We start from the raw sequence: 15,169 nt of genomic DNA, 5'->3' as shown, positions 1-15,169 counted from the left end.
GCGCCCCTGCGGGGACGCGGTTCAGCGCTTCCTGCGGTACGCGGTCCCGTCCGCCGACCGCCCCAGCCAGCCGCCCTCCACCAGGTAACGGCGCAGGGCCGCGCAGTCGTCGTGCACCGTCCGCAGCGCCTCGTTGACCTCGCGCTCGTGATAGTCCCGCGCCGGCTGGAAGAGGGTCTCGGTCAGGTGCCGCAGCAACTGCTCACGCCGCGCCACCCGGCGCGGGATGACCGTGAGCCGCCCCTGCGAGAACAGGGCCGACACCGCATGCGCACCGCTCTCGGACACAGATACTCCTCCACGTTCGGGACGACACTCCGCCGGGCAGCGTGACACGCGGGGCTGACCGGGGCACGCGATTTTTCCCGTCCCGGATCGGGGTGGAGTCGGCTGCCAGTCCGGCGGACTCCAGCTGACGTGTGGCACGTGCCGTACCCGTTCCTCGCCTTGTCGGTCACCGCCGGGTGGTGCACCCGGTGCGTGGTTCGCGGCCCGCCGCGCCGACGACGGGCGGGCGCTGGGGCAGGATGGACCCATGAGCGTCGTCAAGATCAACGTACTGTCCGTCCCGGCTGAGCAGCGCGAGGTCCTGGAGAAGCGGTTCGCCTCGCGGGCGGGCGCCGTGGAGGGCTCGGACGGCTTCGAGTGGTTCGAGCTGCTGCGCCCGGTCGAGGGCACCGACCAGTACCTCGTGTACACGCGGTGGCGCAGCGAGGAGGACTTCCGCAACTGGATGTCCGGCCCGATGCAGGCCGCCCACCGCGAGGGCGGCGAGGGCGGCGGGGAACGGCCCAGGCCGGCCGCCACCGGGTCCACCCTGTGGTCCTTCGAGGTCGTCCAGCAGGCCGCGCCGAAGCAGGCCTGATCCCGCGCGGCGCCCCGCGCCCGCGGGGCGCCGCCCACCGGTCCGGGAAACCGCCTTGTCGTCCGCGATCACCGGACGCCATCGATGCCGCGTCGAAGAGCGTGAACAGCGAGGGGCCTCGGCAGCGGCCGGTGAACGTCGTGGCCAGGCGGAGGCCCGCACGGGGCTTGCGCGTGGTGCCGTCAAGATGAGGCCACAGCCGGTGAACACCCTGGGGCTGCCGCCGGGGAGCGCGACGCGGCCCGGAGGGTCGCGGTAGCGCGGCCCGTGGTGCTTGACCGCCCGACGGTCACCATCCGATGAAGCTCACTGTCTCTGTCATGTCCGCCCGCCCTGTGCGCAGCGGTGGCACACCTTCCTTCTCGAATCCCACCGCGACACCGCAGAACAGCACGAGCCCGTCATCTGCCCCGACCAACTGGCTGACGGTCTTGCGATACATCGTCCACATCACCTGAGGGCAGCTGTGCAACCCTTCCGCCCTCAGCAGAAGCATGACCGTCTGCAAGTACATCCCCGCGTCCCCCCACTGCCCCGGCCCCATCGTCCGGTCGAGGTAGCAGAACAGCACAACCGGCGCCCCGAACGCCTCCGAGTTCAAGGCGGCGATCTTCCTGGGCCTGTCGAGGTCGTCACGATCGATCCCCAGTGCTTCGTACCGCTGGGCGGCCGCGGCCGAAAAGCGGTCCAGATATGGCGAGGTCAGTTCGGCCGGGTACATCGGATACTCCCGCTCATCCCCCGGGTCGCCCGCCAATGCCCTGGACGTCGCGCGCCTCTTCAGTTCGGCCAAGGGCTCGCCGCTCACGACATACAGGTGCCACGGCTGGAGGTTCCCACTCGACGGAGCACGCGTCGCCGCAGCCAGCACTCGTTCGAGTGCCTCTTTGGTCACCGGCTCATCGCTGAACGCCCGCACGGCCCGGCGACTGCCGACTGCTTCATACACATCCATGTCTTCTCGTCCCTCTCGGCCAACGACCACCACTTCTCTACCGGCTTCAGCGTGCAAGAAGGCAACAGAGAGGTCGTACGGCGGGGGGTAACGGGCTGTCTCGCGACTGAACTTGGGGCGTGCTGGTCCGGGGGCCGGCGGGCTGGTGGTTCAGCGATCGCTGGTGGGCGCGTTACTCGTACCGGTCCTTCAGCGAATCCGCCTCCGCCTGCTCGACGTCGGCGATCGTCAGCTCCGGCATCCGCGGCTGGGCCGGCGTCACCTCGGCCGAGGCCGGCTGGGCGTCCGACGGCAACCACTGCTCCGGCTTCCAGGCCCCGCTGCGCAGGAGCGACTTGGGGCAGTGCGGGTAGACCTCCCCGATCCCCAGCACCAGCGCACTGGCCGGCGGCTTGCCCACGGCGGTCAGTCGCGACAGCGGCTCCGGGCGGGTGGGAGACGCGGGCCCGGCCGTTCACCCCGAGCGTCGTGGTGCGCCCCGGGATGACGAACAGCAGCCGGGCGCCGGTCCGGCCCTCCCGCACCGCGCCGGCCTGCGCGTCGGCCTGCGCGAGCCCGAGTTCACCGCACTGGCCGCCTTCGCCGTGTCAGCGCGGTGACCGTCTTGGCTCACGCCGTGGGCCGGTGGGGACCGGGGCGGTCCCGGTCCTGGCCGCAGAGTTCGGTGGTCAGCCGGGTGAGCAGGGCCGCGAGGTCGGCGTGGCGCTCGGGGTCCCAGTCGCCGAGGAGCTCGGCCAGCACCTTGCGGCGGGCCTCGGTGAGCAGGGCCACGACCTCCTGGCCGCGTTCGGTGAGGTGCAGCGGGTTGCCGTGGCGGACGGCGTAGCGGCGTTCCTCGATTTCGAAGGCGGCGGCCTCGATGACGTTGTAGGGCACCGTGGTCTGCAGGGCGAGGTCGACGGGGTCGGCGGAGCCGGTGCGGGCGATGTACAGCAGCAGCCAGGCGGCTGCGGGCTGGACGTCGAGGCCGGTCAGAGCGGTGATCCGGGCGTACAGGTCACGGCGCGCCTCCCGGCTGCCGAGGACGCTCAGACCGCGGGCGATCTCGTCGAGGGAGGAGCGGTCGACGGGGTTGGTGCCGATCGTCTCGCTGGCGTCGGGCACGGTGACCGTGCGCCGCAGCGGCTGCTCCCTCAGGAACCAGGCCAGGACGAAGGCCAGCGCGCAGACCGGCACCGCCCACAGGAAGACACCGGTGATGGCGGTGGAGTACGCGTGCAGCACCGGGTCGCGCAGGGACGGCGGGAGCCGGCGCACGCCGCGCGGATCGGACTGGATCACGGCCGGGTCGAAGCCGGGCGGCAGGGTGAGCCCGGCGAGGGCGGCGGTGATCTCGCGGGCGAGGTTGGCCGAGAAGATCGTGCCGAAGATGGACACGCCGAAGGCCGCCCCGATGGAGCGGAAGAAGGTGACGCCGGAGGTGGCCGCGCCCAGGTCGGCGTAGCCGACGGCGTTCTGCACGGCGAGGATCAGCACCTGCATGACCAGGCCGAGCCCGAGGCCGAAGACGAGCAGGAACAGGCTCAGCGCCCGGACCGCGGTGGTCTCGTCGAGTTGGTGCAGCAGGAACAGACCGACGATGGTGACGGCGGTTCCGGCGATCGGGAAGATCTTGTAGTGGCCGGTGCGGGAGACGATCTGGCCGGAGGCGGTGGAGGCCACCAGCATGCCCACCACCATCGGGATCATGTGCACGCCGGACCAGGTCGGCGAGTAGCCGTGCACGACCTGGAGGAAGGTCGGCAGGAAGGTCAGCGAGCCGAACATGGCGAAGCCGATGACGAACGAGATGACCGAGCACAGCCAGAAGGTGCGGATGCGGAACAGCCGCAGCGGCAGCACCGGCTCCTCGGCCCGCCGCTCGACGAGGACGAAGAGGGCGACCGGCAGCACGCCGGCCACCGCCAGCCCGACGACCTGCCAGGAGCCCCAGGGCCAGGTCGTACCGCCCAGCGAGGTCATCAGCACCAGGCAGGTCGCCGCGGCCGCCACCAGCACCATGCCCCAGTAGTCGATGCGGTGCGTGGTCCGCCGGACCGGGATGTGGAGCACGGTGGCGATCACGGCGAGCGCGACGATGCCGAGGGGGAGGTTGACGTAGAACACCCAGCGCCAGCCGAGGGTGTCCACGAACAGCCCGCCCAGCAGCGGTCCGAGCACGCTGCTCGCGCCGAACACCGCCCCGAACACGCCCTGGTAGCGCCCTCGGTCGCGCGGCGGCACGATGTCGCCCACGATGGCCATCGACAGCACGATCAGACCGCCGCCGCCCAGGCCCTGCAGCGCGCGGAAGGTGATGAGCTCGCCCAAGCTCCGGGAGAGCCCGCACAGCGCCGAGCCGACCAGGAAGATCACGATGACGGACTGGAAGAGCTTCTTCCGCCCGTACATGTCGCCGAGCTTGCCCCACAGCGGGGTGGCGGCGGTGGAGGCCAGCAGATAGGCGGTGACCACCCAGGAGAGGTGCTTCAGCCCGCCCAGGTCGCTGACGATCGTCGGCAGCGCGGTGGAGACGATCGTCTGGTCGAGGGCGGCGAGCAGCAGACCGAGCGCGAGCGCGCCGATCGCGACGTACACGGACCGCTTGTCGGTCACTTCCGACGGGCCGTCCGTCGTGGCCCGCCCGGCTGGGGCAGTGGTGTCGTCCTGCGCCATACGGACTCGTTCCGCTCGGGCACCGGGGGCTCCGGTACCGCGTTCACGTCACTACCCCACAAATATTCACACCCTTTCCACAAGATTGGCTCCGTTTGTACGACCGTCGGAAACGGAGGCGCCTGGGCAGTGAGCACGCGCGGTCTGCATAATCACTGCGTCTGTCAGGGCATGGGGAGGGGGCGCCGGTGGCGTCTGACAAGCCGGGATCACCGGCTTCGCAGGAGGAGCACGAGTACGAGTCCCTACGGGTGCGGCCGTACGTGCCGGGGCCGGAGGAGTACGCGGACGCGGATGAGGCCGTCACGGCCGCCGTGGCGGCGGGGGCCGCCGAGGCCTTCCCGTCGCACGACGCGGACCCGCCGACCGCGCCCCTGGCGCCGGTGCCGCCGGAGGGGGCCGCGGGGGCGGCGCGGCCGGACGAGGACACCGATCTCATCGACCTCGGCACGGTCTCCTCGGACCGGCTGCCGGTGCCGGTTGCCGCCGCGTCCCGTGAGCTGGCGCCCTATCCCTCCCCTGCCGTGAGCAGGCGCCGCGCCGGGGCCCATCGCCGCCGCCGCGGTGCGCTGGTCGCCGGCGCGGGCATCGGGGCCGTCGGCCTCGCCGTCGGCGCGGTCTTCCTGACCGCCCAGCTGACCGGCATACCGGACCGTACCGAGGCCGCCCCCGACCAGGGCGCCTCCGAGCCCGCGGTCGAACTGCCGACGTCCGCGCGGCCCTCGTCCTCCGCCTCGCGCCCGGCCTCGCCCAGCGTCACTCCCTCCACGCTCGCGTCCGCGAGCGCCTCGGCCTCGGCCTCGGCCACGACGGGCACCCCGACACCCAGCGCCACCGCGTCGCAGCCGACGGCCTCCGCCGGCGGCCAGGTCTCCCAGCCGCCCAGTTCGGCTCCGCCGGCCGCGCCCGCGACGTTGCGGCGCGGCGACACGGGCCCCGCGGTCGTGGACCTCCAGAACCGTCTCAAGGCGGTGCGGCTCTACTACGGCCCCTCCAACGGCGACTACGACCGGAAGGTCGGTGACGCCGTGGCCCGCTTCCAGTTCTTCTACGGGGTCAAGGGCGATCCGCAGGGCGTCTACGGGCCCAACACCCGGGCGGCCTTGGAGGCGAAGACCGGCGCGACGCCGAACCCGGACTCCGGCGACGGCGGAAGCGGAAACGGACCCGGCTGAGACCGGCCGGCCGCCGCCTCGGCTCCGCATACGCCTCACGACGCCCGCCCCGGGACCCGGTCCCGCGGCGGGCGCCGCCATGCCCGGGCCCCGGGGACGCTCCGGCAGGATGGGGGCGTGGCGATCGACGACTTCGGGCCGCGGGGCTTCCAACTCGTACTGCTGCGGCGCATGGCCGACCACCGGCCCGAACTGGTGGAGGAGGCGCTGCGCACGCTCGGGGCGAGCCGTACCGAGATGCGGGAGGCGAACCGCCGCTGGCAGGCCTGGGGCCACGCCAGGGGCTTCCCGCGCGGCGAACGCCGCTACCGGACGGTGCTCGGGCCGCCCGAGGCGGTGCTCCGGCGGAAGGTGGGCGACCTGACCTGCCCGGCGCTGCTGTGGCCGGTCCCGCTGTGGCCGACCCTGCGGTTCGAGGTGCTGTGCGCGCCGGGCGGCGGGGCGATCTGGAACGAGTGGCTGGTCCGCGCCCCGGGGGAGCCGGGGCCGAGGCTGTCGGGCCTCGACGACCTCACGCCCTGGTCCTGCACCGTCGACGAGGTGGCCCGGGCGTTCCCGCCCGCACGGCCCCTGGAGGGCGACGCCCCCACCCGCTGGCGGCTGGAGTTCACCGATCCGCAGGCCGTGCCAGGGGCGGGCCGCCGGACCGCGGGCTTCACCTATGGACTGCTGCAGTACGTGGACGGGCCGGGCGCCGGTCCGTGAGGCCGGCGGGGCGCGGCCCGACGCGGGGCGGCCCCGACGCGGGCGGCGCCCCGGCACCCCCCCTGGCGGAACCGCCGCACGATTTTGTATCGTGTAGGAACAAAGTGGTTCCGCCCGTTTCCCCTGACCGGCGGGCGGGCCACTTGCTTGTACGTCCGAGGGAGTTCCATGCTGTCGCCGTCCACCGTCGTCCCCGCCCGCGCTCTGCTGCTGGACATGGACGGCACGCTGGTCAACTCCGATGCCGTGGTCGAACGCTGCTGGCGCCGGTGGGCCGCGACGCACGGGCTCGACGGCGACGCCGTGATGAAGGTCGTCCACGGCCGCCAGGGTTACGCCACGATGGCGGTGCTGCTCCCGGACCGCCCGATGGCGGAGAACCACGCGGACAACGCCCGCATGCTCGCCGAGGAGACCGCCGACGTCGACGGCGTGGTCCCGGTCGAGGGCGCCCCGGCCTTCATGGCGGCGCTGCAGGGCCGCCCGCACGCCCTGGTGACCTCCGCGGACGAGGCGCTCGCCCGGGCCCGCATGGACGCCGCCCGCCTCCCGCTCCCCGCCGTCATGGTCACCGCGGAGCGCGTCAGCGCCAGCAAGCCCGACCCGGAGGGCTTCCTCAAGGGCGCCGCCGAACTGGGCTTCGCGCCCGAGGACTGCGTGGTCTTCGAGGACTCCGAGGTCGGCATCGCGGCCGCCAAGGCCGCCGGGATGCGCGTGGTCGGGGTGGGCCCGCGTGCGGCGGCCCACGAGCCCACCGTCCACGTCGACACCCTCGCGGCGGTCCACGTCGAGGTCGCCGCCGACGGCGCCCTCCTCCTCCGCATCGGCTAGCGCCTGCGGCGACCGGAGATGACCTCGCCGCCGGCCGCGGGCGAACGCCTCCTGACCTCCGGCGCCTTCGACTGGAGGGCGGACATGGCCTGGGCCCCGCCCGAGCGGCTCGGCGAGGACGGCCGCAAGGTGGCCGGCCCGGCAGACGGTGCCGGAGCGTGCCCGCAGCCTCATCGAGCACCGCGCGGTGTGACGCGGGCCGGGGAAAACCCCGTGTGCCCCGCGCCGCCGGGGTGACATCCTGGCCGGGTGAGCGGCGTGACCGGACCCGAGATCGGCATCAGCTTCGCCTCCCCGCTGCGGCTCTTCGCCGCGGCGGCGCGACGGGAGGGGCGTACCACTGTCGTCACCGACGGCGTGTCCTCGCTGGGGCACGTCGTGGAGTCGCTCGGGGTCCCGCTCACGGAGGTCGGCCGACTGCTGGCCGACGGCCGGGAGGTGCCCGTGTCGTACGTGGCGGTCGCCGGCGATCACGTGGAGGTCGAGCCCGTCACCCGGCCGCAGTCGGTGCCCGGGGCGCCGCTGCGCTTCCTGCTCGACGTGCACCTGGGCACACTCGCCCGGCGGTTGCGCCTGCTGGGAGTCGACGCCGCCTACGAGAGCGAGGACATCGGCGACCCCGCCCTGGCCGCCCGGTCGGCCGCCGAGCGGCGGGTGATGCTCTCGCGGGACCGCGGCCTGCTGCGCCGCCGGGAGTTGTGGGCGGGCGCGTACGTCTACAGCGACCAGCCCGACGAGCAACTGCGCGATGTGCTGGGCCGGTTCGCTCCCGTCCTGGAGCCCTGGACGCGCTGCACGGCGTGCAACGGGCGGCTACGGGAGGCCGGCAAGGACGCGGTCTGGGAGAAGCTGGAGCACGGCACCCGCCGCAGCTACGACGTGTTCGCGCAGTGCCTCGTCTGCGAGCGCCCGTACTGGCGGGGCGCGCACCACGCCCGCCTCGAGGCCATCGTCCGTGACGCGGTGACCGAGTTCGGCGCCGCCCAGGACGCCCCGCATCGCCGGCTCGCTGACTGAACGACGGCTCACAACCGGTCCCCGATGCGGGCCGGCGCCGGGGGATGCGGCCCGGCGCCGTCCTTGATGTCCTGCTCGCAGGTTCGTCCGCCGTAGGACTGGTCGTTGGGTATCAACAGCACTCCGGCAACCTGCTCGGGGTGCTCGACGGCGAGCCAGTCGGTGCCCGTGGGGTCGCCGTTCGGTCCGAACGCCTGGGACGCAGAGACGGGCTGACACCCCAGCGCCACGCGCTCCCTGTCGACGGCGCAGGCGTCCAGCACGGGGTCGGAGCTCCCGTCGACGCCGTCGAAGCGGTAGCGGAAGCGGACCTGGTCGCCTTCGGAGGGCACCTGCGGGTGGGGCTCGAGGTGCCAGTCGACGACCTCGGCGGTGGCGCCGAGAGGCTGCCCGTAGGTGTCCTCGACCTGCACCCTGACTCCGGCCTCACCGCGCTCCGCGGTCGTGTCGGTGCAGCCCCAGGGGAAGGAGCAGCCGGACGGGGAGAGAATCACCAGAGCCGACGGAACTCCGGCGCGCAGACGTGCGGGCAGCACTCGGGTGACCTCCAGTCGGTGCGGAGCGGAGCAGCGTATCCCGGGGCACGGCGGCTGTGGCTGATGGCGGCGAGAGCCTGCGGCGGTGAATCCCCGCCTTCGCCGCCGGCCTCATCGACCACCGTCGGCTGACGCGTCGTGCGGCGCGCACCGCGATCGGTCCGGGTGCCGGCTTTCTGACGCTCTGACACATACGCCTACCGCGCCCGGGCCGCAGGGGGGTCGGCCCGCGCGAGGGGACGCCATGGCGCGGATCCGGTGCCGTCCCACCCCTAGACATGACGTGTGCATGTCGACAATCTGTTACCTGCCGCTTGTCCCGCAGAAACGTCCCAGCAGAAGGATGGCCGGCGGTTCCAGCAGTCAAACACCCCCACATTCAAGGGAGTTCCCTATGTCCCGGATACGCAGTGCTCTCGCGCGGCGCAGTGTCTACGCGCGTCGACGACTGGGTCTCCTCATGGCTCTCACCAGCCTGTTCGCCGGCTTCGCGACCCTGAACGGCCCCACCGCCCAGGCGGCGCTCCCCACCCCCGTCAGCGCCGCCACCGCCCGCACCTACCTGGCGTCGCTCAAGGTCGCCACCGAGAACCGCACCGGCTACGACCGCGACCTCTTCCCCCACTGGATCACCATCAGCGGTGCCTGCAACACCCGTGAGACCGTGCTCAAGCGCGACGGCAGCGGCGTGGTCACCGACTCCTCCTGCGCCGCCACCAGCGGCAGCTGGTACTCCGTCTACGACGGCGCCACCTGGACGGCCGCCTCCGACCTCGACATCGACCACCTCGTGCCCCTCGCCGAGGCCTGGGACTCCGGCGCCTCCGCCTGGACCACCGCAAGGCGCCAGGCCTTCGCCAACGACCTCACCCGCCCGCAGCTCATCGCCGTCACCGACAACGTGAACCAGGCCAAGGGCGACCAGGACCCGGCCACGTGGATGCCGCCCCGCACCGCCTACGCCTGCACCTACGTGCGCGCCTGGGTCCAGGTGAAGTACTACTACGGCCTGTCGGTCGACTCCGCCGAGAAGAGCAAGCTCGGCAGCGTCCTCAGCGGCTGCTGACCCCGCGTCCCGGCCCCGCCCGGCCGCCGGGACCGCGGCCCCGGGCGCGGCCGGGAACTCACGCCTTCCCTCCGGCGTCCACACCTCACGACGACGGAGGGAAGGCCGACCGCCATGGCAGAACTGCGCCTGGGACCGCTGCTGCGATACGTGGACGAGGACACGGCCACCGTGTGGGTCGAGGCCGACCGCCCCGCCACCGCGACCGTCGCCTGCGACGACGGGGCCACCGGCACCGGGCACACCTGGCAGATCGCCGGCCACCACTACGCGATCGTCACCGTCACCGGGCTGCGCCCCGGCACCGCCACGGCCTACCGCGTCCTTCTCGACGGGCAGCAGGTCTGGCCGCTGCGCGACTCCCCGTACCCGCCCAGCACCATCCACACCGCCGGGCGCGATGGGGAGGGCGCGCAGGACGCACGGCCGCTGCGCGTCGCCTTCGGCTCCTGCCGCTGGGCCGCACCGCCCCCCGGCGAACCCGACCCCATCGGCCCCGACGCGCTGGACACCCTGGCCCACCACATCGCATCCGGCGACGCGCTCCGCCCCGACCTCCTGCTGCTGCTCGGCGACCAGATCTACGCCGACGAGACCTCCGCGGCCACCCGCCGCTGGCTCGCCCGGCGCCGCGACCTGAACGAGCCGCCCTGGGACCAGGTCGCCGACTACGAGGAATACACCCACCTCTACTACGAGTCCTGGCTCGACCCGGACATCCGCTGGCTGCTGTCCACCGTGCCCAGCTGCATGATCTTCGACGATCACGACGTCATAGACGACTGGAACACCTCCCACACGTGGCGCAACACCATGCGGGAGGCGGCCTGGTGGAACGAACGCGTCATCAGCGGCCTGGCCTCGTACTGGGTCCACCAGCACCTCGGCAACCTCACCCCCGCCGAACTCGCCGACGACCGGCTCCTCGCGGCGGTACGCGCCGCCGACGACGGCACCGAGACCCTGCGTGCCTTCGCCGCCCGCGTGGAGGCCGACCCGGCGCAGACCCGCTGGAGCTACCGCCGCGACCTCGGACGCACCCGCCTGCTCATGGTCGACTCACGCGCCGCCCGCGTCCTGGACGAGCACGACCGCGCGATGCTGGACCCGGCGGAACTCGACTGGCTGCGCGAGAACGCCCGCCCCGACGGCAGCTTCGACCACCTGCTCATCGGCACCTCCCTGCCCTGGCTCCTGCCGTACGCCATCCACGCCACCGAGGCGTGGAGCGCGGCCCTCTGCGGCGGCAGCCGCGGCCGCCGCTGGACCCACCGGGGCGAACGCCTGCGCCAGGCCGGCGACCTCGAACACTGGGCGGCCTTCCCCGGCTCCTTCGACGATCTCGCCGGGCTCCTCACCGACGCCGCCGACGGCCCCGAGGCCCCCGCCACGATCTGCGTCCTGTCCGGCGACGTCCACCACGCCTACACCGCCGAGGCCCACCGCCCCGGCGCACCCCTGCGCTCCCGGCTGCTGCAGCTCACCTGCTCGCCGGTCCACAACACGATCCCCGGCTACATGCGCCTCGCCTTCCGCTTCGCCTGGACCGGCCCCGCCCGCCTCATCGGCCGCGCCCTCACCCGCCACGGCCGCGCCGGCACCCCGTCGCTGCGCTGGCGCAAACTGGACGGCCCCTGGTTCGGCAACCAGCTCATGACCCTGACCCTCCGCGGCCGCGCCGCCGGGCTCCGGCTGGACCAGACCCGCGCGCCGAAGGGGACTTCGCGGCGGGCGACGCTGGTGACGGTGATGGAGACGCACCTCACGACGGACTGAGCCGGGCCGTTCACCGCGCCCCGCGAGCCGGGACGCCACACGCGAGCGGAGGGCTCCGCGTGTGTCGCGGGCCCTCCGCCGTCGTGCGCGGGCACGGGATCAGAACGCGCTGGTGCTGTTGAACCTCGCGGTGGACCAGAGGTAGCCGAGGACGGTGAGGCCGGCGCACCAGGCGATGGCGATCCAGCCGTTGTTGCCGATGCCGGTGCCGAGGAGGAGGCCGCGGAGGGTTTCGATGGCGGGGGTGAAGGGCTGGTAGTGGGCGATGGGCTGGAACCAGCCGGGCATGGAGTGCAGCGGGACGAAGGCGCTGGACAGCAGGGGGAGCAGGATCAGGGGTGTGGCGTTGTTGCTGGCGGCTTCGGCGTTGGGGCCGGCCAGGCCCATGCCGACGGCGATCCAGGTCAGCGCGGTGGCGAACAGGACCAGGAGGGCGAAGGCGGCGAGCCATTCGAGGGGGGTGGCGTGGGTGGAGCGGAAGCCGATGGCGACGGCGACGGCGCCGACGAGGACGACGCTGAGGACGGACTGCAGGACGCTGCCGACGACGTGTCCGGCGATCACGGAGCCGCGGTGGATGGCCATGGTGCGGAAGCGGGCGATGATGCCTTCGGTCATGTCGTTGGCGACCGAGACGGCGGTGCCGATGGTGGTGCTGCCGATGGTCATCAGGAGCAGGCCGGGGACGAGGTAGGCGATGTAGGCGGAGCGGTCGGGGGTGCCGTCGCCGATGCCGGCGCTCATGGTGTCGCCGAAGACGTAGACGAACAGCAGGAGCAGCATGATCGGGGTGAGCAGGAGGTTGAGGGTGAGGGAGGGGTAGCGGCGGGCGTGCAGGAGGTTGCGGCGCAGCATCGTCGAGGAGTCGCGCAGGGCGAGGGTCAGGGTGCTCATCGCAGGGCCTCCGTGGGCTGGTGGGGGAGGGTGGTGTCGCCGGTGAGGGCGAAGAAGACGTCGTCGAGGTCGGGGGTGTGCACGGTCAGCTCGTCGGCGTGGACGGCGGCGGCGTCGAGTCGGTCCAGGAGGGTGCGCAGGGCGTGCTGGCTGCCGTCGCTGGGGATCTGCAGGGTCAGGGCCTGGTCGTTGCGGGCGGCGGCGGGCAGGGTGGCGGTGGCGTTCCGGTAGGCGGCGGGGTCGGTGAAGCGGAGCCGGATGTGTCCGCCGGGGATGAGGCGCTTGAGTTCTTCCGCGGTGCCTTCGGCGGCGATGGTGCCGTTGTTCAGGACGGCGATACGGTCGGCGAGTTCGTCGGCCTCGTCCAGGTACTGGGTGGTGAGGAAGACGGTGACGCCGCCGGTGACGAGTTCGCGGATGATCTGCCACATGGTGTGGCGGCTGCGCGGGTCGAGGCCGGTGGTCGGCTCGTCGAGGAAGATGATCCGCGGGCTGCCGACCAGGGTCATGGCGATGTCCAGGCGTCGCTTCATGCCGCCGGAGTAGGTGGAGGCGGGCTTCTTCGCGGCCTCGGTCAGGTCGAAGCGCTCCAGCAGTTCGGTGGCGACCCGCCGTCCCTCGCGCCGGGGCAGGTGGTGCAGGTCCGCCATCAACAGCATGTTCTCCTCACCGGTGATCAGCCCGTCCACCGCGGAGAACTGCCCGGTCACACCGATCGCCGCACGCACCGCCTGCGGATTGCCGGCCAGGTCATGGCCCGCGACCTGGGCCTGCCCGCCGTCGGCGGTGATGAGCGTGGAAAGGATCTTGACGGCGGTGGTCTTGCCGGCGCCGTTCGGGCCGAGCAGGGCGAACACGGACCCGGCCGGGATGCGCAGGTCGATGCCGTCGAGGACGGTCTTGCCGCCGTAGGACTTGCGCAGTCCGATGGCGGAGACGGCGGCCGGCGACGCGTGGCCGTCCGGCTGGATGGGCGTGGGCATGACAGATGAAGGCACGGGGCCCTCCGTTCGAAGGCTGACGTGGATGGGGGAGGCGGTGGTTGGGGTGGTGGCGCTCAGGCCCGGGCGCGGCGGATCTCGATGTTGCCCCAGCGGGTGCGGGCGTGGACCTCGACGGTGCCCTCGGTCTTCTGCGGGGGCTCGGCGTCGGCGAGCGTGTTGCGCACCTGTCCGCGCTCGGAGCTGACGTCGAGCCAGGCGGCCGTACCCTCGCGGATGCCGACCTCGATGGCGCCGTAGGAGGTCTCCAGCCGGACGGTGCCGCCGGCGACCTCGGCGACGCGCAGGTTGCCGTGGGCGACGGTGGCCGTGACCGAGCCCTCGGCGCGCTCGACGTCGACGTTGCCGTGGGCACCGCGCACCCGCAGTTCACCGAGCGCGGCACCTACGGTCGTGGTGCCGTGCGAGTTCTTCAGGACGGCGGGACCGTCGAGGGTGCCGACGCGCAGGCTGCCGGAACTGGTGGTGATCTCGGCCGCGCCCTCGACCCGGTCGATGTTGATCGAGCCGTGCGAGGCGGTCAGCCGCAGCGGGCCGGTCGTGTCGAGGCGGACGTCGTTGGACGAGGTCTTCACCCGGACCTCGCCGAGCCGGCCCTCGCCCAGCACCTGGGTCCAGGAGCCGGTCACGTCGACGCGCGAGCCCGTGGGCAGTTCGACCGTCACGTCGACGGCGCCGCTGGGCCCGATGAGGTGGCGCTCCTTCGTCCTGACGGTCAGGACGCCGCTCGCGTAGCCGACCTCGGTCTGGTCGGCGGCCCGCACGTCCTTGTCCCGCTGCGGGTCGCGGGGCCGCACCTCGACGACGGTGTCGGGGCGGTCGCCCGCGGTGAACCGGACGGAGCCGGCGCCCACGTGGGCGGTGACCGAGATCGGTTCGGGCGTGTCGAAAGAAGGCATGGCTGTCCCGTCCTCTTGAGTCCTTGGGTCGTCCCCGCTGGTGGGACGCGGTGTGGGTGAAGCGGGTCGGGCGCGGGGTGCGGTCAGCGCACCCAGCCCGTGAAGCTCTGTCCGGTGGTGCGGGTCTTCTCCGCCGTGCGCGGCTGCGGGGCGCCGTCGACCGCGGCCGACACGGCCCGTACCAGCCACGCGTTGACCGACAGGCCCTCGCGGCTCGCGGCCTCCTCGGCACGGGCCTTGAGGTGCGCCGGCAGGCGCAGGTTGACGCGGGCGGTGCCACCCTCGTCGCCCTCGGCCGGGGCCTTGAGCGGTTCGACGGGCGCGACGGGCGGGTCCGCGGGGCCGCCGCCGGCGGGCGGCAGTGTCACCACGAAGTCGGGGTCCAGTCCGCGCAGCCGTACGTCGACCGAGCCGGGGGCGAGTTCGCGGGTGATCTCGTCCATCGCGGCGGAGAGCACGTTGAGCATGGTCAGGCGGGTCGCCGACTCCAGGGGAGCGGTGAGCCGCTCGGCCAGCTCGCGGGCATCCTCCCCGCCGGCCTCGGCGGCCACCGCGAGTTCGCGGCGGAGGGTGTCGACATACGGCGTGAGGTCCATGACGTCATAGTGGCACCACTATGGCGCCACGCGCAAGCCCGAATGGCGCCACGTGTGGCGCGACTTTGGCTGTGGCTGCTCTGAACTGGCAAAATGCCGTGGCGTCGGACAGGGTCATTGTGGCGCCATGCGCACTCGACGCGCCATGGATGGCGCTGCTTGGCACCGCGGGGGGGGAGGGGGGGGGAGGGGGGGGGG

At 72.9% G+C, this 15,169-nt stretch carries 15 protein-coding genes and 1 pseudogene; 7 read left to right on the top strand and 9 right to left on the bottom strand.

The genetic code is table 11. The features are described from left to right. Positions 1-21 precede the first annotated feature (21 nt). A complete protein-coding gene (locus AC3EUJ_RS28520) occupies positions 22-288 on the bottom strand; it encodes a DUF2087 domain-containing protein (RefSeq protein WP_431966287.1) in 267 nt (88 codons plus the stop codon). Positions 289-535: 247 nt separating this feature from the next. Here AC3EUJ_RS28520 and AC3EUJ_RS28515 point away from each other — a divergent pair, with 247 nt between their 5' ends. Continuing rightward, positions 536-865 carry an antibiotic biosynthesis monooxygenase family protein gene (locus AC3EUJ_RS28515; RefSeq protein WP_431966285.1) on the top strand — a complete coding sequence of 110 codons (330 nt, stop codon included), beginning with the start codon at positions 536-538 and terminating at the stop codon, positions 863-865. 289 nt (positions 866-1,154) lie between these two features. Here the strand turns inward: AC3EUJ_RS28515 and AC3EUJ_RS28510 are convergent, their stop codons facing one another. The 3 genes and pseudogenes from AC3EUJ_RS28510 to AC3EUJ_RS28500 all read right to left on the bottom strand — a co-directional run bounded on the left by AC3EUJ_RS28510 (position 1,155) and on the right by AC3EUJ_RS28500 (position 4,475). Beyond that, entirely contained in the window at positions 1,155-1,820 is a 666-nt protein-coding gene (locus tag AC3EUJ_RS28510; protein ID WP_431966283.1) for a nitroreductase, read from the bottom strand. 172 nt (positions 1,821-1,992) lie between these two features. Next, positions 1,993-2,335 (bottom strand): annotated as a pseudogene (locus AC3EUJ_RS28505) (PNPOx family protein); the annotation flags it as partial. 94 nt (positions 2,336-2,429) lie between these two features. Continuing rightward, the gene (locus AC3EUJ_RS28500) at positions 2,430-4,475 is read right to left on the bottom strand and encodes an MFS transporter (protein ID WP_431966281.1); all 2,046 of its coding nucleotides are present in this window, start codon (positions 4,473-4,475) and stop codon (positions 2,430-2,432) included. A 188-nt stretch (positions 4,476-4,663) separates the two neighbouring features. Between AC3EUJ_RS28500 and AC3EUJ_RS28495 the strand changes: the two genes are divergently transcribed. The 4 genes from AC3EUJ_RS28495 to AC3EUJ_RS28480 all read left to right on the top strand — a co-directional run bounded on the left by AC3EUJ_RS28495 (position 4,664) and on the right by AC3EUJ_RS28480 (position 8,203). Continuing rightward, positions 4,664-5,650, top strand: a complete 987-nt coding sequence (locus AC3EUJ_RS28495) for a peptidoglycan-binding domain-containing protein (RefSeq protein ID WP_431966279.1) — start codon at positions 4,664-4,666, stop codon at positions 5,648-5,650. A gap of 171 nt (positions 5,651-5,821) precedes the next feature. Then, positions 5,822-6,355: a hypothetical protein gene (locus AC3EUJ_RS28490; protein WP_431966372.1), complete on the top strand. Its 534-nt coding sequence runs from the start codon at positions 5,822-5,824 to the stop codon at positions 6,353-6,355. Positions 6,356-6,523: 168 nt separating this feature from the next. Further along, entirely contained in the window at positions 6,524-7,186 is a 663-nt protein-coding gene (locus tag AC3EUJ_RS28485; RefSeq protein ID WP_431966277.1) for an HAD-IA family hydrolase, read from the top strand. Positions 7,187-7,444: 258 nt separating this feature from the next. Then, on the top strand, positions 7,445-8,203 hold the full coding sequence (locus AC3EUJ_RS28480; protein WP_431966370.1) for a Mut7-C RNAse domain-containing protein: 759 nt from the start codon (positions 7,445-7,447) through the stop codon (positions 8,201-8,203). Positions 8,204-8,211: 8 nt separating this feature from the next. On the opposite strand, the gene AC3EUJ_RS28475 is transcribed toward AC3EUJ_RS28480, so the two are convergent. Next, the gene (locus AC3EUJ_RS28475) at positions 8,212-8,697 is read right to left on the bottom strand and encodes a hypothetical protein (RefSeq protein WP_431966275.1); all 486 of its coding nucleotides are present in this window, start codon (positions 8,695-8,697) and stop codon (positions 8,212-8,214) included. A gap of 436 nt (positions 8,698-9,133) precedes the next feature. On the opposite strand from AC3EUJ_RS28475, the gene AC3EUJ_RS28470 reads away from it, so the two are divergent. Next, positions 9,134-9,805, top strand: coding sequence for an HNH endonuclease family protein (locus AC3EUJ_RS28470; RefSeq protein ID WP_431966273.1), 672 nt, complete (start codon positions 9,134-9,136; stop codon positions 9,803-9,805). A 114-nt stretch (positions 9,806-9,919) separates the two neighbouring features. Further along, positions 9,920-11,581, top strand: a complete 1,662-nt coding sequence (locus AC3EUJ_RS28465; RefSeq protein ID WP_431966271.1) for an alkaline phosphatase D family protein — start codon at positions 9,920-9,922, stop codon at positions 11,579-11,581. Between the two features lie 99 nt (positions 11,582-11,680). Here the strand turns inward: AC3EUJ_RS28465 and AC3EUJ_RS28460 are convergent, their stop codons facing one another. The 4 genes from AC3EUJ_RS28460 to AC3EUJ_RS28445 all read right to left on the bottom strand — a co-directional run bounded on the left by AC3EUJ_RS28460 (position 11,681) and on the right by AC3EUJ_RS28445 (position 14,971). Next, on the bottom strand, positions 11,681-12,475 hold the full coding sequence (locus tag AC3EUJ_RS28460; RefSeq protein WP_431966269.1) for an ABC transporter permease: 795 nt from the start codon (positions 12,473-12,475) through the stop codon (positions 11,681-11,683). Continuing rightward, positions 12,472-13,458, bottom strand: a complete 987-nt coding sequence (locus AC3EUJ_RS28455; protein ID WP_431966267.1) for an ATP-binding cassette domain-containing protein — start codon at positions 13,456-13,458, stop codon at positions 12,472-12,474. The genes AC3EUJ_RS28460 and AC3EUJ_RS28455 overlap by 4 nt, the downstream gene beginning before the upstream one ends. Positions 13,459-13,532: 74 nt before the next feature. Continuing rightward, positions 13,533-14,375: a DUF4097 family beta strand repeat-containing protein gene (locus AC3EUJ_RS28450; RefSeq protein WP_431966265.1), complete on the bottom strand. Its 843-nt coding sequence runs from the start codon at positions 14,373-14,375 to the stop codon at positions 13,533-13,535. A gap of 83 nt (positions 14,376-14,458) precedes the next feature. Next, the gene (locus AC3EUJ_RS28445; RefSeq protein ID WP_431966263.1) at positions 14,459-14,971 is read right to left on the bottom strand and encodes a toxin-antitoxin system HicB family antitoxin; all 513 of its coding nucleotides are present in this window, start codon (positions 14,969-14,971) and stop codon (positions 14,459-14,461) included. Positions 14,972-15,169: the final 198 nt, after the last annotated feature.

The sequence above is a fragment of the Actinacidiphila sp. bgisy160 genome (assembly GCF_057707815.1).
This window is presented reverse-complemented; position numbering and strand designations above follow the sequence as displayed.